Below are 18,943 nucleotides of genomic sequence, written 5' to 3' on the forward strand. Positions count from 1 at the left end.
GCTCACTTCGACAGATCGAGCTGATACAGCGCAAAGCCCTTGCCCGCGCCGTCATCGGCTTTCAACAAAGTCACATTGTCAATGCCGGCCGCTTGCGCCAGATCCAGCACATCGGGCGCCGTGTGGAACACCACCGGCCCCTTGGTGGCGGCCCTGGCGAAGCGCCAGCTGCGCGCCGCGCCGTTGTTCGCGCGCGTGAGGTTTTTTTGTTGCGTGATATAGGCGATCAGCAATTCGCGGTTGTTGTCGGGCGAGGCCAGCACCGTCTTGCTGCCGTCCAGGCCAGGGAAATTGCCGCCGCCGCTGGCGCGGTAGTTATTGGTGGCGATCAGGAACTCCTGTTGCGCACCCACCGCTTTGCCCTTGTACGACAGGCGCTTGATGCGCTGGCCCGGCGGCTGCGTCACATCGATTTCGTAGCGCACATCCTTGCTGGTGATGGTGTCGAAGTTGTAGCTCGGATGGGCCGTGTTGATCAGCTCCTGCGGCGCGGCCTTGGCGGGGTCGATGGTATTGAAACGCTGCGCCGAGTGTTCCAGCCAGGCTTTCAGCTCCGCACCCGTCATCCTGACGCCGTACAGCGCGTTCGGATACAGGTACAGGTCGGCCGCATTGTTCAGCGCGACATTGCCGGCTTTCACATCGGTATAGTCGGTCACGCCGGCCGAGCCGCTCTTGAATGGCGACGACATCGACAGCACCGGCAAGTGTGCGTATTGCGGCAAATTGGCTTTCACGTAGGCCGCCAGGTAGCCGGCCTGCGCCTGGTTCACCACTTCGATGGCGCTGATATCGCCCACGTCGGCAAAATAGGTCGACATGCGGAAGTCGGTTGCGCCGACCGGCGTTTGCACGTAGGCGATGGTCGCGGCATGTTCGGCCGCGATCAATTTGGCGATCGCCGGATCGGGCTGGACGTAACTCTTGTCGGCGTTCTGGATGCCGCGCGCCTCGACCGTCGTTTGCGCCTTGTCGATCACCCACTGCTTGCCGTCGTGGCGCAGGCGCAGGCCGATCACGCCCAGGTGCTTGCCCCACAGACTGGCCATCACGGTCGGCACGCCATGGACCAGGCCCTTCACCTTGTCGACGCCAGGCAGGTTAAATTGCGGCACGGTGCTGGCCGCGTTCGGAAACAGCTGGTGCGAGTGGCCGATCAGCATGGCGTCCACGCCTGGCACTTGCGACAAGTAATAATTGCCGTTTTCCATGGTCGGCGAGTACGGGCTGTTGTCGAGGCCACCGTGCGAAATCGCCACCACCAGTTCGGCGCCCCTGGCGCGCATTTCGGGAATAAACTTTTCCGCCGTCTCGCGCACGCCTTGCGTGTAGACGCGGCCTTCGAGCCAGCGCTTGTCCCACGACATGATGGTGGGCGGCGCGAAACTGATGATGCCGACCTTCACCGTGCTGGTGATGGCTTTGCCATCGGCGCCCGCGGCCGTGATCTGTTTGTCGATGATGTGGTACGGCGCGAACAGCGGCTTGCCGCTTTTTACGCTGTAGACATTGGCCAGCACTTGCGGAAACTGCGGCCCGGCGCAGCGCGGCCTGGCCGCATCGACGCTGTCGACGTCGAAGCGGTTGCCCGTCACCTGGCTCAGGAACGCCAGGCCGTAATTGAATTCATGGTTGCCGATGCCGCCGCCATCGACCTTCAGCAGGTTCATCGCCTTGTAAATGGCCAGGGTCTGGTCGCAGGCCAGCGGCTTGACCAGCGCCTGGTAATCGGCCAGCGCCGTGCCCTGGATGGTGTCGCCATTGTCGAGCAGCAGGTTGTTCGGAAATTGCGTACGTGCCTGGGCGATCAGCGCCGCCGTGCGCTCCAGGCCGATCGACGGCTCGTCCTGCAGCTTGTAGTAGTCATAACTGAGCACGTTCGCGTGCAAGTCCGTCGTCTCCAGCAGCGCCAGTGTGGCCGTGCTGCCGGCCGGGGTCGAGGCCGGCAAGGTGCTGCAGGCAGCCAGCAGGACAGGAGCGATAGGGAGTATGAGCAGGCGCAAGGCAGTCGACATGGGCAGGGGCAGATTAAGTAAAACTGGCCATCATACGCGCCGCTCCCCTGGCACGCAATCGATGCGCCCAAGCATGGCGAACCGGCGCCGCAGGAAGGCCGATGATGGATCTCTATCGAAAATTCATCGATACGGCACTCGTGAAGCCCTTCACCGGCAATCCGGCGCTGGCCTTTCTGGTGCTGGGTACCCTGCTGTTCTTTGCCGGCACGCGCGAACGCATCATTTTCTGTGTCGATATCGCTCCCTACCTGACCGACCTGGGCCGCACCATCGTGCTTACCGGCGTATTTTCCGTGATTTTCAAATACATATGCTTTATCAATGACAGCATCGAGATGGCCAATGACGATCCGGTCGTCGATACCGACGGCTATCTGCGCTGGGTGCTGGCCGTACCGGGCAAATTGCTTTTGCCGGGACAGGGGTATGCACTGGTGATCATCAAGGAGTAAATTTTCAAGGAGCTTGTCATGAAACTGGCGACCAAAGAAACAAGATGAGTCTTGTACAGGCTGCTTGCGCAACGGGCAATGCTGGCCTGCCGCATGACCATCGATATAGCAGTGCTTGCCACACCTTGGAAATATGCGCGCGCCTTTAATGCAGCGTATCGCCTGCTGTTGTCCACCCTCCCCACATCCCTTGTCAGCCTTCCCGCAAGCGTTTAATTCTCGCGCGCCGCTCTGCGATGGCCGCCTTGCGTCCCCTGTAGAGTATAATCGGAGGTTTGATTACACTACTAAAAGACCAAAATCATGGAAGCCGAACGCATCAATATCATCTCCGCCCTGCTCTCCGACCTGACGGTTCGCGAAGCCGAACTTCGGAGGTATCTTTGACTTCACTGTCAAGTCGGAGAAACTAGAGCAGGTCAACGAAGAACTGGAAGACCCTACCGTCTGGAACGATCCCAAACGCGCCCAGGATCTTGGTAAAGAGAAGAAGGCGCTCGAAGCCATCGTCTTTACCCTGACCAAGGCGGACGCCGACCTGCGCGATACGGCCGACCTGTTCGCCATGGCCCGCGAAGAAGGCGACGACGAGACGCTCGAAGCGATCGAAGTCGACGTGGAAGAGATCCGCAAGGTCATCGAAAGCATGGAATTCCGCCGGATGTTCAACAATCCGATGGACCCGAACAACTGCTTTATCGACATCCAGGCCGGCGCCGGCGGCACCGAAGCCCAGGACTGGGCTTCGATGCTGCTGCGCCAGTACCTGCGCTATTGCGAACGCAAGGGTTTCAAAGTGGAAATCCTGGAGCAGTCCGATGGTGAAGTCGCCGGCATCAAGACTGCCACCCTGAAGGTCGAGGGCGATCACGCCTATGGCTTCCTGCGCACGGAAACCGGCGTGCACCGCCTGGTGCGCAAGTCGCCGTTCGACTCGGCCAATGGCCGCCATACCTCGTTCACCTCGCTGTTTGTGTATCCGGAAGTCGACGATTCGATCGAGATCGACGTCAATCCGGCCGATATCCGCGTCGATACCTATCGCGCCTCGGGCGCCGGTGGTCAGCACATCAATAAAACCGACTCGGCCGTCCGCATGACGCACGCACCGACCGGCATCGTGGTGCAGTGCCAGAACGACCGTTCGCAGCACCGCAACCGCGCCGAAGCGATGGAAATGCTGAAAGCCAAGCTGTACGAACATGAATTGCGCAAGCGCATGAGCGAGCAGCAGAAGCTGGAAGACTCGAAGACCGATGTGGGCTGGGGCCACCAGATCCGTTCCTACGTGCTGGACCAGTCGCGCATCAAGGATTTGCGTACCGGCTTCGAGACCGGCAACACCAAGGGCGTGCTCGATGGCGACATCGACGACTTCATTTCCGCTTCCCTGAAGCAAGGCGTTTAACAAGGCAAACCACAGATGACCACTTCTCAGCGTGCACTGATCTTTGACATGGATGGCACCATCGTCGACAACATGGCCTTCCACACCAAGTCGTGGCTGGAATTTTTCCAGCGCCGCGGCCATGTGATCGATCCCGATGCGTTTTTCCTCGACACGGCAGGACGCCAGGGCCATGAAATCATGCGCAGCTACCTGGGCGACGATGTCGACCATGTCACCCTGAACGCCGAGAAGGAAGCGCTGTACCGTGAACTGTACGCGCCGCACCTGGCCACCGTGCCGGGCTTCGACGCACTGATCGCCAAGGCAGCCGCCGCCGGCGTCAAGCTGGTGGTGGGCACGGCCGCGCCGAATGAAAACATCGTCTTCACCCTCGATGGCCTCGACCTGCGCAGCAAGTTCGACGCCATCGTCGGCGCTGGCGACGTCGCGCGCGGCAAGCCGAACCCGGACGTGTTCCTGGCCGGCGCCGCAAAAGTTGGCGTACTGCCGGCCGACTGCATCGTCTTCGAAGACGCGCCGTTGGGCGTGGAAGCGGCGCGCCGCGCCGGCATGCGCGCGGTGGTGCTGACCACCACCCTGCCCGCCTCGGCGTTTGCCCAATTCGACAACGTGATCTGCATCGCCGCCGATTTTGCCGAACTCGATCTCGACGCGCTGTTTGCCAGTACGCCAGCCATGGCCACCCCCATTTAATCAACAAGAACAGACCTCAATCATGACCACGGACATCCAAGAACAAGTCGCCGCCCCCGATGAAAACAAGATCATCGCCGAGCGCCGCGTCAAGCTGGCCGCACTGCGCGAACAAGGCATCGCCTTCCCGAACGATTTCCGCCCGCAGCACAAGGCGGCCGATCTGCACGCACAATACGGCAGCAAGACGCGCGAAGAGCTGGAAGCCGAACCCGTTACCGTGGTGCTGGCCGGGCGCATGATGCTCAAGCGCGAAGCAGGCAAGAAAGCCGCTTTCGCCACCCTGCAAGATGCGTCGGGCGCGAAAGCCGACGGCCGCATCCAGATCTACGCCACGCTGGACCTGACGGGCGAAGCGGCCATGGCCGCCCTGCACCACTACGACCTGGGCGATATCCTCGGCGTGACCGGCACCCTGTTCAAGACCAAGACCGACGAACTGACCATCAAGGTGTCGGAACTGCGTTTGATCACCAAGTCGCTGCGCCCGCTGCCGGACAAATTCCACGGCCTGGCCGACCAGGAAACGAAATACCGCCAGCGCTACGTCGACCTGATCATGAACGAGGAGACGCGCCGCACCTTCAAGGCCCGTACGGCCGCCATCTCGTCGATCCGCCGCTTCATGGAAAAGAACGAGTTCATGGAAGTGGAAACGCCGATGCTGCACACCATCCCCGGTGGCGCCGCCGCGAAACCGTTCGTCACGCACCACAATGCGCTGGACATGGAAATGTACCTGCGCATCGCGCCCGAGCTGTACCTGAAGCGCCTGGTGGTGGGCGGCTTTGACCGCGTGTTCGAGATCAACCGCAACTTCCGCAATGAAGGCGTGTCGATCCGTCACAATCCTGAATTCACGATGATGGAATTCTACGCGGCCTATACCGACTACAAATGGCTGATGGATTTCACCGAAGCGGTCATCCGCCAGGCCGCCATCGACGCCCACGGCACCGCCACCCTGACCTATGGCGGCCGCGAGCTGGACCTGGCAAAGCCGTTCCACCGCCTGACCATCGTCGGCGCCATCAACAAGTACGCGCCGCACTACACGGCCGAACAGCTGAACGACGCCGCCTTCATCAAGGAAGAGCTGAAGAAGTTCGGCGTGAAGCCATTCGCCACCGCCGGCCTGGGCGCGCTGCAACTGGCGCTGTTCGAAGAAACGGCGGAAGCCCAGCTGTGGGAACCGACCTACATCATCGACTACCCGGTCGAAGTGTCGCCACTGGCGCGCGCCTCCGATACGGTGGCCGGCATCACCGAGCGTTTCGAGCTGTTCATGGTCGGGCGCGAAATCGCCAACGGTTTCTCGGAGCTGAACGACGCCGAAGACCAGTCGGCCCGCTTCCTGGCGCAAGTGGCGGCCAAGGACGCCGGCGATGAAGAGGCGATGTTCTACGACGCCGACTACATCCGCGCGCTCGAATACGGCATGCCGCCAGCCGGCGGCTGCGGCATCGGCATCGACCGCCTGATGATGATCATCACGGACTCGCCGAATATCCGCGACGTGCTGCTGTTCCCGCACCTGCGCCGCGAAGAGTGATCAGGCGCACAGGCTCGTGACGTCCACGGGCCTGTCGCCGATTCAGTCGGATACCTCGAACAGCCTGGCGTCGAGCTCATCGAGCTTGCCTTTGGTGTTCGAGGCCGGCTGTGCCGCCTGCCGCTCCAGGCGCGCGCGCAATTGCGCCAGATAGTCGGCGCGGCAGCGGCGCAGCACGAAATCACGGAAGTTGGTCTGCTCCAGCTCGCGCCATGCGCGCTCGCGGCCCTGGCCAGAACGTTCGACGGCCAACGCGAGCCGTTCGGGCGAGACGACCGCGCCGCCACGGCTGAGCCGTGCATAACCGTAGCGCTCCATAGTGTCGCCGGCCAGTGTTTCAATCACCTCGATGTCATCGTCCGACAGTTGCTGCTTGAACTTGTCGATATTGGCGGCGATCGGCGCATGGCTGTTGGACGACCACAAGGCCGACAGCTGCGACAGCTGGCGCGCCTCCCTGGACGCGACAATGTCTGTCATCTGCGGCAAGAAATCGATGCCGAGGAAACCGCACACCAGCTCCAGCGTGGCCTGCTGCCGCGACAGAAAATCTTCGTAGCGGATGGTCAGCACACGGTCCGGATAGCGCGCCGTCACATGATCGGCGGCGCGATGCGCGGCCACCCAGGCGCGGGCGTTGAGCAGCGTGTCGAAATCGTGGATGATGGCGCGGTTCATCGATGCGACCTGGGCGCGGGGATCGCGTACCATATTAATGAACAGCATGTCCGGATGAAGCGTCATCAGTTCGTCGGCGTAATGCACGCTGTCGAGCGACTTGTCCATCACCACAGCGGCGCCGCGGCGCTGCCCGGCGCGCAGCAGCAGCTCCCAGACCACGCGGTGGATGCTGCGCGGCCCATGGCGGATCGCTTCGAAGATCTCGACCGGATCGAAGGCCATATCCGGCCACTTGACCATGCTGGCCGCCTGCAGGCCGATCACATCGGTCACCATGCGAAAGCAGGCGTGATCGTCGCCAAGGTCGCCATACAGCGGCAGCAGCGGCATCAGGTCGACAATGTGCAGCGGATAGGGGGCATAAAACTGCGGCGACATGTTCAGCCGCAGGCGCAGCGCATGGCTGCCGCAGCGGCGCAGCGGTATCATCATCACGGGACGTGGACGCGACATAGTGTCTTTCGGTTTCACATTCATTCGGGGCGCCAGCGAGACGGCCATTCGAAGCTCAATCCAGGCGCTGCGTCAGGTGCCCGAACAGGCGCTCGCAGCACTCGTCAAGCGACAGCGCCGCGGTGTCAAGCGCCAGGGTCGGTGGCAAAGGCGCCTCGTACGGCGCCGAGACGCCGGTAAATTCCGGGATCAGGCCGGCGCGGGCCTTCTGGTACAGACCCTTGGGGTCGCGCTGTTCGCACACCGCGCGTGGCGTGCTGACATGAATTTCAAAAAAGTTGCCGTCGCCAACGATGGCGCGCGCCATCTCGCGGTCGGCGCGCAGCGGTGAAATAAAGGCGCAGATGACGATCAGGCCGGCGTCGTTCATCAGCCGCGCCACTTCGGCGCTGCGGCGGATGTTCTCCTGGCGATCCTGAGCCGAAAAGCCGAGATCGCTGTTCAGCCGATGCCGCAAATTATCACCATCGAGCACACAGGCCGAGCGGCCCGCATGCATCAGCCGTCGCTCCAGCGCGTACGCCAGGGTCGACTTGCCGGCGCCGCTCAGGCCCGTCAGCCATACGGTGGCGGGCCGCTGGCCGGCATGCAGGCGGCGCTCCTCGGGTGTGACCTGGCCGGCATGCCAGAAAACATGCGCTGCGCCGCCGCAGGCGTCGCCTGCCGTATTCATCATCGTCATCGTTCAGCTCCCCTGTCAGTGGCTCAGAACTCTTCCCATTCAGGCTCGGCCGCCTTGGCCTGGGCCGGCTTGCGCATCGCTACCACGCGCGTCTCCGGTACGCGCGCCGGCGTGGCACGCTGGACCGGCGCGCGCGGCACCGCCACTTTGAGCGCCGCGCGCGGCGCAGCCACAGCCGCATGGGCGCCGATCTGGAACACGCTGACCACTTCGTTGAGGCTGCTGACCTGTTGCTGCATGGCTTGCGAGGCGGCGGCGGCCTGCTCCACCAGCGCGGCGTTCTGCTGGGTCACATCGTCCATCTGCGTGACGGCCGTATTGATCTGCTCGATGCCCGACGACTGTTCCTGGCTGGCCGACAGGATATCGGACATGATGTCGGTCACCCGCTTGACGCTGGTCACCACCTCGTGCATGGTGGAGCCGGCCTGCTCGACCAGCTTGTTGCCAACCTGTACCTTGTCGACCGAATCGTTGATCAAGGTCTTGATTTCCTTGGCCGCCGCCGCCGAACGCTGCGCCAGGTTGCGAACCTCGGTCGCGACCACCGCGAAGCCGCGGCCCTGCTCGCCGGCCCGCGCCGCCTCGACGGCGGCGTTCAGCGCCAGGATGTTGGTCTGGAAGGCGATGCCGTCGATGACGGCGATGATGTCGACGATCTTGCGCGCCGAGCCATCGATGGCGGCCATGGTATCGACCACCTGCGCCACCACCGCGCCGCCTTTGACGGCGACATCGGATGCCGATTCGGCCAGGGCGTTGGCTTGCCGCGCATGTTCGGTATTGAGGCGCACGGTGCTGGTCAGTTCTTCCATCGACGAGGCGGTTTCCTCCAGCGTGCTGGCCTGCTGCTCGGTACGCGAAGACAGGTCAAGATTGCCGGAGGCGATCTGGCCGGCGGCGGTGGAGATCGATTCGGTGCTGGTGTGGACCTGCCTGACAATCAGCGCCAGGCTGTCGCGCATCGAGCGCATGGCGAACATCAGGCTGGACTTGTCGCCGGCACGCGGCTCGATGCGCACGACCAGATTGCCGGCGGCGATCTGGCTGGCGATCTCGGCGGCATGATCAGGTTCGCAACCGAGCTGGCGCGTGACGCCGCGGGTAATCAGCAGCGCGGCAACCATACTGGCCATCAGCGCCAGCGCGCCGGTCGCCAGCATCAGCGTACGCGCTCGATCGTAGGCCGTCGTCGCCGCTTCCGTCGCTTCGACGTTCTGCTTTTCCTCGATGGCGATCAATTGGCGGATCTGCTCCCACCAGGCTTTTTGCACCGGGCGGAATTCATAGCGCAGCACTTTGTACGCCTCTTCCTGTTGCTCACTGCGCGCCAGCGTGGTGGCGCGCTCGATGAACGGCGCCGCCAGCGCGGCCTGCTTGCCGATCTGCGCCAGCAGCGTCTTTTCCTCGTCCGAGGTGCCTGGCAGGGAGCCGAACATCGTCGTCAGCTGCTCCTGCACCTTGGTGTATTTCACCTGCTGCTCGGCGATGCGCTTGACCTCGACCTGGATTTCCTTCGGTTCCTTGAGCAAAATCAGGTTGCGCATCGCCAGCGCACGTTCGGTGACGGTCAGGTCCATCGCCTGCGCCAGACGCGTCTCGACAGCGTTGACCTTGGTGATCTCCTCCATGCGCCCCTGTATATCGCGCATGCTGCTCAGGCCCAGCACAATCACCACCGCCAGCAGCACGGCCACCAGCCCGAAACCGAGGCCCAGGCGTTTTGCAATTGTCAGATTCTGCAATTTCATACTTTTCTTGCTCCCAAAGGCATGGTTCAAACTTTTCCGCATAACGATATGCGGTTAAAGCATTGACGTGGAGCAATCTTAAAGCGTATTGCGATCAAACAAACTACTCAAAAGTAACAAGTGCACAGACTTGTCGAGAAATACCACGCCGGTGCGAACACCGGCGTGGCATGCCGGAAAACGGCTATTGAATCACCGTATAGCATGGCACATAGGCGGTACCCGCGAGCTTCATGCGATGCTGCGCCACGAACGAGGCCAGCAGCGCGTCCATCGGCCCCATGATGTCCTTGTCGCCATGGATCTCGAAGTTGCCGTGTTGTTCGATCGAACGGATGCCGTCATCCTTGACGTTGCCAGCCACCACGCCCGAAAACGCGCGGCGCAGCTGGGCCGCCAGCAAGTGCGTGGCCTGGTTCTTGTGCAGGCTCAGGTTGCGCATGTTTTCATGGGTGGGGTGGAACGGCTTCTGGAATTCGTGATCGATTTTCAAGAGCCAGTTGAAATAATAGGCGTCGCTGTGCGCCTTGCGAAATTCGCGCACCTGCTTGATGCCTTCGAGCATTTCGCGCGCCACCAGTTCCGGGTCGTCGATAATGATCTTGTAGCGCTGCTGCGCTTCCGGCCCGAGGGTGTCGTGAATGAACTGGTTGATCTGCACAAAGTATTCGCGCGAGGTTTCCGGCCCCGTGAAAATCAGGGGGAACGGGATCTCGGCGTTTTCCGGATGAAGCAATATCCCCAGGATATACAGAATCTCTTCGGCCGTGCCGGCGCCACCGGGGAACACGACGATGCCGTGGCCGGCGCGCACGAACGCTTCCAGGCGCTTTTCGATGTCCGGCATGATCACCAGGTCGTTGACGATGGGGTTCGGTGATTCGGCGGCGATAATGCCCGGCTCGGTGATGCCCAGATAGCGACCGTTGTGCAAGCGCTGCTTGGCGTGGCCGATGGTGGCGCCCTTCATCGGGCCTTTCATGGCGCCGGGGCCGCAACCGGTGCAGATATCGAGGCCGCGCAAGCCCAGCTGGTAGCCCACTTCCTTCGAATAATTGTATTCGGCGCGGTTGATCGAATGGCCGCCCCAGCACACCACCAGGTTGGGATTGAGCTGGGTCTGCAGCACATTGGCGTTACGCAAGATATGGAACACCGCGTCGGTCACGCCTTCGGTGCTGTGCAGGTCGAATTTCGGATTGCCCGTCACCTCATCGCTGACGAAGATAATATCGCGCAGCACGGCAAACAGATGCTCGTGGATGCCCTTGATCATCTTGCCGTCGACAAAGGCGATCACCGGCGCGCCCTTGATGTCGAGCTTGATGCCGCGCTCGCGCTGGATAATCGAAATCTCGAACGCCTCATAGCGCTCAAGCAAGGCGCGGCCATCGTCGATGGTGCTGCCGCAGTTCAATACCGCCAGCGCGCAGCGGCGGAAGGTGTTGTACAGGCCGCCCTGGCTGGTGTCGAGCAATTTGTTGACTTCGGTTTTGGAGAGCACGTCCAGGCGGCCCTCCGGTGAAACCAGAGCATCGATAACGTCGTGTTCCATAGTGCGAAAATTCCTTTAAAAATCGATCCTCGGATGTGTTGCACTGCCAATATACGACAAGTCAGCCCGCTTGTGCTGCAACAAGGAAAAAACGGCGCCCTGCTTGCTGGCGCACAAACCGGTTTGACCGATATGAAACAACTGTTCTTGCTAATGCAAATCGAAATCTTCGCTCAGCGCAATTTGTAGATTAGAATGCCTGCCTATTGCGATTGCCGTCCGTCCGGCACTTCATGAGAGTGCAAGCTGGCCGCAGGATTGCATATGGTTGTTTTATCGATTGACTATAATAATTTTCAGGAGGAACCGCATGAGCGGTGCGACTACGCCCAACAAGGAAGCCGTAATTCCAGAGTTCAAGCAGATCATGGGCCATCCCAGCCCACTGTGGATGTTGTTCATGACTGAATTCTGGGAACGCTTCGCGTTCTACGGAGTTCGCTGGGCGCTGGTCCTGTACATCGTTGCCCAGTTCCATGGTGGCGATGCGTCGGGCCAGGCTGCGGCCAACCTTACCTATGGTTCCTTCCTCGCGCTGGTGTACGCCGGCGCCCTGTTCGGCGGCTATATCGCCGACCGCGTCATCGGCTACCAGCGCTCCATCCTGCTGGGCGCCGTCTTTATGGCAGCCGGCCTGTTCTGCATCGCCGTGCCGAACCAGGATATCTTCAACCTGGGCCTGGCCACCATGATCGTCGGCAACGGCATGTTCAAGCCGAACATCTCGACCATGGTCGGCAAGCTGTACACGACCGCCGATCCGCGCCGCGACAGCGGTTTCACGATCTTTTACATGGGCATCAACATGGGCGCCATGATCGCGCCGGTGTTTACGCAATGGCTGGCCGAATCGATCTTTGGCACCGGCGGCATGCCGTCGTACAAAGTCGTGTTCATGGCGGCCGGCGTCGGCATGCTGATCAGCCTGGTATGGTTCTATATCGGCCGCAACGCCCTCAAGGGCATCGGCGCGCCGGAAACGCAGGCGGCCAATCCGATGCGCGTGGTCTGGGTGGCGCTCGGTTGCCTGTGCGTGATTCCCCTGATGTACTTCCTGCTGACCGTGGGCGCGGCCAACCTGCAGATCGTGCTGACCATCCTGTTTGTCGGCCTGGCAGTCATGCTGATGGTCGAAGGCATCCGCAACGGCAAGGTCGCGCGCGACAAGACCATCGCCATGCTGGTGATTTTCGCCTTCAACATCCTGTTCTGGATGTTCTTCGAACAGGCCGGCAGCTCGTTTACCTTCCTGGCAGAGAACATCGTCAACCGCGACCTGGGCTTCTGGATCTTCCCGACCGCCTACTTCCAGAGCGTCAACTCGGTGGCCATCATCGTGTTCGCGCCGATCATCGCCGCCGTCTGGGTATTCCTGGCGCGCCGCAACGTCAACCCATCGATCCCGCGCAAATTCGGCCTGGGCCTGCTGGGCAATGCGGCCGCCTTCGGCCTGCTGATCTTCGCCCTTTCGAGCCTGGTTGGCGCCGACAACAAGATCCCGTTCTGGACCCTGTTCATGGTCTACGTGATCCAGTCGATCGGCGAGCTGTGCCTGTCACCGATCGGCCTGTCGATGGTCACCAAGCTGGCGCCGGTACGCCTGGTCGGCATGGGCATGGGCGGCTGGTTCCTGTCGACCGGTATCGGCAACAACCTGTCGGGCATCTTTGCCAGCTACGTCAGCGGCGAGAGCGGCATGTCGGCCCAGTCCGCACTGGCTGGCTATACCTTCGGTTTCTGGTCGCTGCTGGGTGCCGGCGTGGTGCTGTTCCTGATCGCACCGCTGATCAACAAGCTGATGCACGGCGTGAAATAATCACGCAATGTTTGGACAAGACGGCGGCCTGCGGGCCGCCGTTTTTATTTCATCAGTCAAACATCAATCAATGCTGCGCGATGCTGCCGCGCCAGGCGCCGCTTTCCTTGCCGCGGCTCTCCAGCAACTCCTTGAAGCGCTGCAAATTGCCGCGTGCTTCCAAGCGTACCGCGCCGAGCGCGTCCCCCAGCTGTTCCACCATGCCTTCGGGCTGGTAATCCATTGTCAGGATGATGCGCGTGGCCGTATCGGATATTTTCTCGAAGCGCACCTCGCCATTGTTGCGCACCCCGTTGACGCTGCGCCAGGCGATGCGCTTGTCGGGCACCTGCTCGGTAATTTCGGCATCCCATTGCTTTTCCTTGCCGGCCACGTCGGCGCGCCAATGCAGGCGCTTGTCATCGAGCTGGCGCACTTCGTGCACGCTTTCCATGAACTGCGGAAAATCCTCGAACTGGGTCCATTGATTGTATGCCGTGCTCACAGGCAGGTTGACCTCGATCGATTCCTCCACCGATGAATTGCCGCTGGCACCGCGGCGCTGCGTTTTTTTCAATTGCTGCGACAACAAAATTCCGCCGGCGGCAAGCGCGGCGACAGTGACGATACGATTCAGCATGGCTGGTCTCCTTGATAAAAACCGTTGCAAAAATCCTGATGGGAGTTTGACAAGATTGGCAGGCTTGTCAGGTTTATGACTTGCGCAATCGGCATTAGTTCGGCCTGAAGCAAGACTTTTTCGCCGCGCATGACGCCTGGCGTTTGTGGTCAGCGGTACAATACCGCCTACTCTTATTCCGGCTCAACGAAACCCATGTCCAGCATCTCCACCACCTCGCCCCTCTCCGACGACGAATACGCCGAACTCGACCTTTTGCTGGCCAAGCCGGCGCTCGCACAGCGCGCGATGGACGTATCGATGCTGGAAGGGTTGATTACCGCCGCGGCGCTGAGCCCGAACCAGCTCGCAAGCAGCCTATGGCTGCCATGGGTCTGGGACCGCGCCGCCGGCGCTGAAGCTTCCACGCTGGACGCAGCGGACACCGCGCGCGCCGAAGCGCTGGCCCGGCGCCACTTCGACTATATGGTCGAATGGCTGGCGAAAGACCCGAACAGTTTCGAGCCGATCTACGAATGCGGGCGCGAATGGAGCGTGCCCGGCTGGTGCACGGGCTTCATGCGCGGCACGGCCCTGGACAAGCCGCAGTGGGCGGCGCTTGCCGTCAGCCACCCCGAATACCTGGCGCCATTCAAACACCTGGCCTGCGCCACCGAACTGGACGACGAAGCGGCCGAGGAAGCGATGGAGGCGGTGATCCCTTCCGTGATCGCCATCAACGAAGCCTGGGCGCGCCAGCGCCACCTGAAAAGCCAGGCCCACAGCCAGGCTGGCAGCACGGTCTTGCGCGAGGTGCCAAAGACCGGCCGCAACGACCCCTGCCACTGCGGCAGCGGCAAAAAATACAAGAAATGCTGCGCCGGCGCCGATAGCGCGGCAGGCTGAAGCGCGACCGCCTTGCGCCAGCTGCTGACGACGGTTTTCCGCTTCCTGCTGCGCCATGCGCTGCAGTTCCTGCTGTTTATCGTGATCCTGCTGGCCGGGCGCCATCTGCTGGCCGAATGGCGCGAGTTCCAGGCCATCAGCGCCTCGGTCGGCATCTTGCGCGCGGCCGCCAGCACCGGCGAGCAGCATGGCGCCACCCTGGCGCAAGCGGCCAGCACCCGCCTGGCCGCCCTGGAACACGCCTCGCAGGCCGCCGTCGAGGCGCGCCTGGCCAAGGTGCAGGCCCAGCGCGCCCAGCTGCACGCCCGACAAGCTGCGTCCCTGTTTACCCTGCCCTTGCCCGATGCGAGCCAGCTGGCCGGGCACGCGCGGCAGGAAGCGACGCGCCAGGTAGAGATCGAAGTGCTGGCGCAGGAAGCGCGCTATCTTGGCGCCTTGCAGGCGGCGCTGCGCGGCGACGATGCGCGCCAGCTGCTGGCGCGGCGGCATCGCGAACATGTGCAGGCCTATGCCGCGCTGCAGGCCAATCTGCAACAGCAGCGCCAGCTCGAACTGGCCCACCCGCTGGCGGCGCACCTGCCGGGCAGTGCGGCATATGGACAAATGGCGCCGCTGGAACAACAGGAGGAACGCTTGCGGCTAGCCAATCTGGATGCTTATCAACAGTATCTGCTGCAGCGTGCGCGCACCAGCAACGCCGTGCGGCCCGCACCGTTCGCCATCGATACACCGGCCCTGGAAAACGCGCTGGCGCCGCTGCGGCAAACCATCCGGACCAGCGAAGCGCGGCTGGCGCAACACTGGCTCGCCCGCTGGCGCGCGCCCGTGCTCGAGGTGATACCGATGGCCGCGCTGCTGGTGCTGTCGGCGATCCTGACGCCGCTCGCCATCAAGGCCTTTTTCTACTTTGTGCTCGCGCCGCTGGCGTCGCGCCTGAAGCCCTTGTCGATCGCCCACGAGCTGCGCCTCGATGGCGCGGGCGCCTGCCCGCCGCTGGCGCCACAATCGCGCATCTCCGGCGTGGCGCAGGCCTTGCTGCTGGCGCCGGGCGACACCATGCTGATTCATCCGGCCTACCTGCAGTCGTCACCGGTGGGAACGCGCAAGCGCACGCAGTGGCTGCTCGACTGGTCGTATCCGTTCACCAGCCTGGCCGCCGGCATGGCGGCCCTGACGCGCATCACCAGCAGCGAGCCGGCGTCGGTCACGCTGTCGGCCAGCGACGACCCGTTGATGGAAGTGTCGGTGCTGCACCTGCCCCCGGGTGCGGCGCTGGTGTTCCAGCCGCGCGGCCTGGCGGGTTTGATTTTTCACGGCCAGCAAAAACCGGCCATCAGCAGCCACTGGCGCCTGGCCAGCCTGCATGCGTGGCTGACCCTGCAGCTGCGCTTTATCGTGTTTCGCGGCCCCGTTACCCTGATCGTGCGCGGCACGCGCGGCGTGCGCATGGAGCCGGCCGGCCAGGGCCGCAGCATCAGCCAGGCCGCCACCCTGGGCTTTTCCACCGGCGTGCTGTATGCGACCGTGCGCAGCGAAACGTTCATTCCCTATCTGCGCGGCCAGCAGGCGCTGCTCAACGACCGTTTCGACGGCGACGGCGTCTATCTTTACGAAGAAACCCCGCGCCACGGCAAGCAGCCGGGCAAGGTGGGCAGCTGGTTCGAAGGGTTCACGGACGCGGTGCTGAAGGTGTTCGGCATCTAGCCGCCGCCAAGAAAAAAACCGCCCACATCAGCCAAGACACGGGCGGCTTTTCACGAGAGCGGCAAAATCCAATACTGCACGCCACCCTACACGCTGCAATGCCGTTCAGTTAGCTCGCCTACGCTGTCAGGAAACTCGCAAAACGGATTGAGGCCTCGGTCTCCAGCACAGGCCCACCGGGCCAAGCGGGTCCGAAAAATGTCGAGGGCAAGGCGCAGCGACGAAGACAGTACGCATGGTCGGCGAGGAGCTGCAACGCGGCCATCGGCATTTTCTCAGGCTCGCGTCTCCGGCCCGCCATTTTTACAATTGAACGGCATTACCTACACGTCGTCCTTTTTCTTCTCGCGCGCCACCACATACAACAGCACGATGATCACCGCATACGGCAGCAGCGACAGCGCGTCCGAACTGCCGCCCGCGTAGAACGGGTTGCCGTGTTCGGCCCAGTCGGCCATCATCTGGTCGAAGTGGGTCAGCACGCCGGCCGTGATGGCGATAATGATGCCGGCCAGCGCGCCGCCGGCGATATAGCCGGAAGCGAGCAGCACGCCCGAGCTGCGGTCGCCGGCCAGCTGGCGCTCTTCCTCGTTGAGTTTCGCATTATGTTCGAGCTGGTTGTTGCGGCGGTCGGCCAGCCAGCGGATCACGCCGCCGACAAAGATCGGCAGGGTCGACGACAGCGGCAGGTAGACGCCGACCGAGAATGCCAGCGAGGCGATGCCGGCCATTTCCAGCACCACGGCGATCATCACGCCGAACAGCACCAGCGTCCACGGCAGCTGCTGGTCCAGAATGCCCTTGATAATATAGGACATCAGCACGGCCTTCGGCGCATCGTATTTCTTCACTTCCGAGCCGTCCGGGCGCTTGTTGTAGGCACCGTTGATGCCCGGGTCGACCAGGTAGGCCAGCTGGCCGTCGTCCTTGACGAAATACTTGCCGGCCGGGCCGCCGACGGTGTCGGTCTTCTGCCAGACCTTGTAGGTATTGCGGTCGGTTTCGGCCTGCGGGCCATGCAGCTCGCCCGTCGCCGTCAGCTTCGACACATCGACCGTCAAGCCTGGCGCCACCTGCGCGGCCGGCACGTACACGGTGCTCGCTTCGTTCAGTTTCAGCAGGATCGGTCCGAGGATCAGCGCCGACGACAAGGCGCCGGCCAGGATCGCATACTGCTGCAGGCGCGGCGTGGCGCCGATCAGGTAGCCGGTCTTCAGGTCCTGCGAGGTGGTGCCGGCATTGCTGGCGGCGATGCAGACGATGGCGCCGACCGACAAGGCGGTCACGTAGTAGCGGCCACCGGTCCAGCCCATCAGCAGGAAGATCAGACAGGTAAACAGCAAGGTGGCCACCGCCATGCCCGAGATCGGATTCGACGAGGAACCGATTTCGCCGGTCAGGCGCGACGACACGGTGGCGAACAGAAAGCCGAACACCAGGATCAAGAGCGCACCGAGCACGTTCATGTGCAGCGGCGTGGCAAAGGTGATCACGGCGATAATCGCCAGGCAGCCGATGATGACCCATTTGAGCGGGATATCCTGCTCGGTGCGCAGGGTGGCGTTGGCCTTGCTGCCCTTGCCCATGCCGGCCAGGCCGGCCGACAGGCTGCGCCAGATCATCGGCATGGCGCGCACCAGCGAAATGAGGCCACCGGCGGCGACCGCGCCGGCGCCGATATACAGCACATAGGCGCTGCGGATATCGTCGGCGCCCATCTCGCTGATCAACTTGGTGCCCGGCGAGAGCACGGTGGTGAGCTTGTCTCCAAAGAATTTGATCATCGGGATCAGGAGCAAATACGACAGCACGCCGCCGGCCGCCATGGTGGCGGCGATGCGCGGTCCGATGATGTAGCCGACGCCGAGCAGCTCGGGCGAAATCTCGGCGCCGATCGAGCCGGCTTTGAGCGGCGCGCCGAACTCCACGCCGGGCGTATCTTTCCAGCCCTTGAACGAGATATTGAACACTTTATACAGCAGGCCGACGGCAAAGCCGCCGAAGATGATCTTGGCGCGGCGCTTGGCGTCTTTTGCGGCGGCCGAATCGGACGCGATGCTCTCGCCGGCGGCGATGCGCGATTCGTCGGTGGCGGCGGCCTTGAGCACTTCGGCGCAGGCCGTGCCTTCGGGGAACTTGAGTTCCTTGTGCTGGTCGACGATCATGGTGCGGCGCATCGGGATCATCATCAGGATGCCCAGCAGGCCGCCCAGTACGCCAACCAGCATGACGCGCGAAATCTCCAGGTCGAAGCCCAGGATCAAAATCGCCGGCATCGTCACGCCCAGGCCGAAGGCCAGCGATTCGCCGGCCGAACCGGCCGTCTGCGTGATGCTGTTTTCCAGGATCGACGAATCCTTGCCGCCCACCTTCTTGGCCAGGCCGAACAGGGTGATCGCAATCACGGCGACGGGGATCGAGGCGCTGACGGTCAGGCCCACCTTGAGCACCAGGTACAGCGACGAGGCGCCAAAGACCATGCCCAGGACAACGCCCATCAGCAGCGCGCGCAAGGTCATCTCGGGCAGCTGCGCGTCGGCCGGGATATACGGTTTCACGGTCGCCGGTATTGCATCTTTTGCCATGGACATTCCTTATGAGGTATAAAGCAAAACAGCCCGGATTGGCGCCCGGGCTCTTGTTGAAGCCGTGACTATCGCACAGCCGCGTT

At 62.5% G+C, this 18,943-nt stretch carries 14 protein-coding genes; 7 read left to right on the plus strand and 7 right to left on the minus strand.

The window, feature by feature from the left end; all coding sequences use genetic code 11:
* Positions 1 to 2: 2 nt before the first annotated feature.
* Positions 3 to 2,015 carry a bifunctional 2',3'-cyclic-nucleotide 2'-phosphodiesterase/3'-nucleotidase gene (locus tag ASR47_RS17555; RefSeq protein WP_065309076.1) on the minus strand — a complete coding sequence of 671 codons (2,013 nt, stop codon included), beginning with the start codon at positions 2,013 to 2,015 and terminating at the stop codon, positions 3 to 5.
* A 101-nt stretch (positions 2,016 to 2,116) separates the two neighbouring features.
* Between ASR47_RS17555 and ASR47_RS17560 the strand changes: the two genes are divergently transcribed.
* The 4 genes from ASR47_RS17560 to lysS all read left to right on the plus strand — a co-directional run bounded on the left by ASR47_RS17560 (position 2,117) and on the right by lysS (position 6,126).
* Positions 2,117 to 2,470 carry a hypothetical protein gene (locus ASR47_RS17560; RefSeq protein ID WP_065309077.1) on the plus strand — a complete coding sequence of 118 codons (354 nt, stop codon included), beginning with the start codon at positions 2,117 to 2,119 and terminating at the stop codon, positions 2,468 to 2,470.
* A gap of 303 nt (positions 2,471 to 2,773) precedes the next feature.
* A protein-coding gene (gene prfB, locus ASR47_RS17565; RefSeq protein WP_150127855.1) for a peptide chain release factor 2 occupies positions 2,774 to 3,878 on the plus strand; the annotation gives its coding sequence in 2 pieces (ribosomal slippage) (positions 2,774 to 2,854 and positions 2,856 to 3,878; 1,104 coding nt in all).
* A gap of 15 nt (positions 3,879 to 3,893) precedes the next feature.
* Positions 3,894 to 4,574, plus strand: coding sequence for an HAD family hydrolase (locus ASR47_RS17570; protein ID WP_065309079.1), 681 nt, complete (start codon positions 3,894 to 3,896; stop codon positions 4,572 to 4,574).
* Between the two features lie 22 nt (positions 4,575 to 4,596).
* On the plus strand, positions 4,597 to 6,126 hold the full coding sequence (lysS, locus tag ASR47_RS17575) for a lysine--tRNA ligase (RefSeq protein ID WP_065309080.1): 1,530 nt from the start codon (positions 4,597 to 4,599) through the stop codon (positions 6,124 to 6,126).
* A gap of 42 nt (positions 6,127 to 6,168) precedes the next feature.
* On the opposite strand, the gene ASR47_RS17580 is transcribed toward lysS, so the two are convergent.
* The 4 genes from ASR47_RS17580 to ppnN all read right to left on the minus strand — a co-directional run bounded on the left by ASR47_RS17580 (position 6,169) and on the right by ppnN (position 11,248).
* Positions 6,169 to 7,260: a sulfotransferase family protein gene (locus ASR47_RS17580; RefSeq protein ID WP_245714390.1), complete on the minus strand. Its 1,092-nt coding sequence runs from the start codon at positions 7,258 to 7,260 to the stop codon at positions 6,169 to 6,171.
* A gap of 55 nt (positions 7,261 to 7,315) precedes the next feature.
* Positions 7,316 to 7,942, minus strand: a complete 627-nt coding sequence (cysC, locus tag ASR47_RS17585; protein ID WP_065309082.1) for an adenylyl-sulfate kinase — start codon at positions 7,940 to 7,942, stop codon at positions 7,316 to 7,318.
* 23 nt (positions 7,943 to 7,965) lie between these two features.
* Positions 7,966 to 9,693: a methyl-accepting chemotaxis protein gene (locus ASR47_RS17590; protein WP_065309083.1), complete on the minus strand. Its 1,728-nt coding sequence runs from the start codon at positions 9,691 to 9,693 to the stop codon at positions 7,966 to 7,968.
* Positions 9,694 to 9,877: 184 nt separating this feature from the next.
* On the minus strand, positions 9,878 to 11,248 hold the full coding sequence (gene ppnN, locus ASR47_RS17595; RefSeq protein ID WP_065309084.1) for a nucleotide 5'-monophosphate nucleosidase PpnN: 1,371 nt from the start codon (positions 11,246 to 11,248) through the stop codon (positions 9,878 to 9,880).
* Between the two features lie 310 nt (positions 11,249 to 11,558).
* Here ppnN and ASR47_RS17600 point away from each other — a divergent pair, with 310 nt between their 5' ends.
* Positions 11,559 to 13,064, plus strand: a complete 1,506-nt coding sequence (locus tag ASR47_RS17600) for a peptide MFS transporter (RefSeq protein ID WP_065309085.1) — start codon at positions 11,559 to 11,561, stop codon at positions 13,062 to 13,064.
* 67 nt (positions 13,065 to 13,131) lie between these two features.
* Here the strand turns inward: ASR47_RS17600 and ASR47_RS17605 are convergent, their stop codons facing one another.
* Entirely contained in the window at positions 13,132 to 13,683 is a 552-nt protein-coding gene (locus tag ASR47_RS17605; RefSeq protein ID WP_065309086.1) for an SRPBCC family protein, read from the minus strand.
* Positions 13,684 to 13,878: 195 nt separating this feature from the next.
* Here ASR47_RS17605 and ASR47_RS17610 point away from each other — a divergent pair, with 195 nt between their 5' ends.
* On the plus strand, positions 13,879 to 14,568 hold the full coding sequence (locus ASR47_RS17610) for a UPF0149 family protein (RefSeq protein ID WP_065309087.1): 690 nt from the start codon (positions 13,879 to 13,881) through the stop codon (positions 14,566 to 14,568).
* Positions 14,569 to 14,580: 12 nt separating this feature from the next.
* On the plus strand, positions 14,581 to 16,272 hold the full coding sequence (locus ASR47_RS17615) for a hypothetical protein (RefSeq protein ID WP_065309088.1): 1,692 nt from the start codon (positions 14,581 to 14,583) through the stop codon (positions 16,270 to 16,272).
* A gap of 323 nt (positions 16,273 to 16,595) precedes the next feature.
* Here ASR47_RS17615 and ASR47_RS17620 read toward each other — a convergent pair whose 3' ends face one another.
* A complete protein-coding gene (locus tag ASR47_RS17620; protein WP_065309089.1) occupies positions 16,596 to 18,857 on the minus strand; it encodes an OPT family oligopeptide transporter in 2,262 nt (753 codons plus the stop codon).
* Between the last annotated feature and the right edge of the window lie 86 nt (positions 18,858 to 18,943).

The organism is Janthinobacterium psychrotolerans, assembly GCF_001677885.1.
In the GTDB taxonomy this organism is placed as follows: domain Bacteria; phylum Pseudomonadota; class Gammaproteobacteria; order Burkholderiales; family Burkholderiaceae_D; genus Janthinobacterium; species Janthinobacterium psychrotolerans.

Bases quoted from the DNA above. Each gene is read 5' to 3' on its own strand.
- ASR47_RS17570 (WP_065309079.1), top strand. From the start codon at position 3,894: ATGACCACTTCTCAGCGTGCACTGATCTTTGACATGGATGGCACCATC.
- ASR47_RS17605 (WP_065309086.1), bottom strand. From the start codon at position 13,683: ATGCTGAATCGTATCGTCACTGTCGCCGCGCTTGCCGCCGGCGGAATT.
- cysC (WP_065309082.1), bottom strand. From the start codon at position 7,942: ATGACGATGATGAATACGGCAGGCGACGCCTGCGGCGGCGCAGCGCAT.
- ASR47_RS17600 (WP_065309085.1), top strand. From the start codon at position 11,559: ATGAGCGGTGCGACTACGCCCAACAAGGAAGCCGTAATTCCAGAGTTC.
- ASR47_RS17610 (WP_065309087.1), top strand. From the start codon at position 13,879: ATGTCCAGCATCTCCACCACCTCGCCCCTCTCCGACGACGAATACGCC.
- ASR47_RS17555 (WP_065309076.1), bottom strand. From the start codon at position 2,015: ATGTCGACTGCCTTGCGCCTGCTCATACTCCCTATCGCTCCTGTCCTG.
- lysS (WP_065309080.1), top strand. From the start codon at position 4,597: ATGACCACGGACATCCAAGAACAAGTCGCCGCCCCCGATGAAAACAAG.
- ASR47_RS17620 (WP_065309089.1), bottom strand. From the start codon at position 18,857: ATGGCAAAAGATGCAATACCGGCGACCGTGAAACCGTATATCCCGGCC.
- ASR47_RS17560 (WP_065309077.1), top strand. From the start codon at position 2,117: ATGATGGATCTCTATCGAAAATTCATCGATACGGCACTCGTGAAGCCC.
- ASR47_RS17580 (WP_245714390.1), bottom strand. From the start codon at position 7,260: ATGTCGCGTCCACGTCCCGTGATGATGATACCGCTGCGCCGCTGCGGC.
- ppnN (WP_065309084.1), bottom strand. From the start codon at position 11,248: ATGGAACACGACGTTATCGATGCTCTGGTTTCACCGGAGGGCCGCCTG.
- ASR47_RS17590 (WP_065309083.1), bottom strand. From the start codon at position 9,693: ATGAAATTGCAGAATCTGACAATTGCAAAACGCCTGGGCCTCGGTTTC.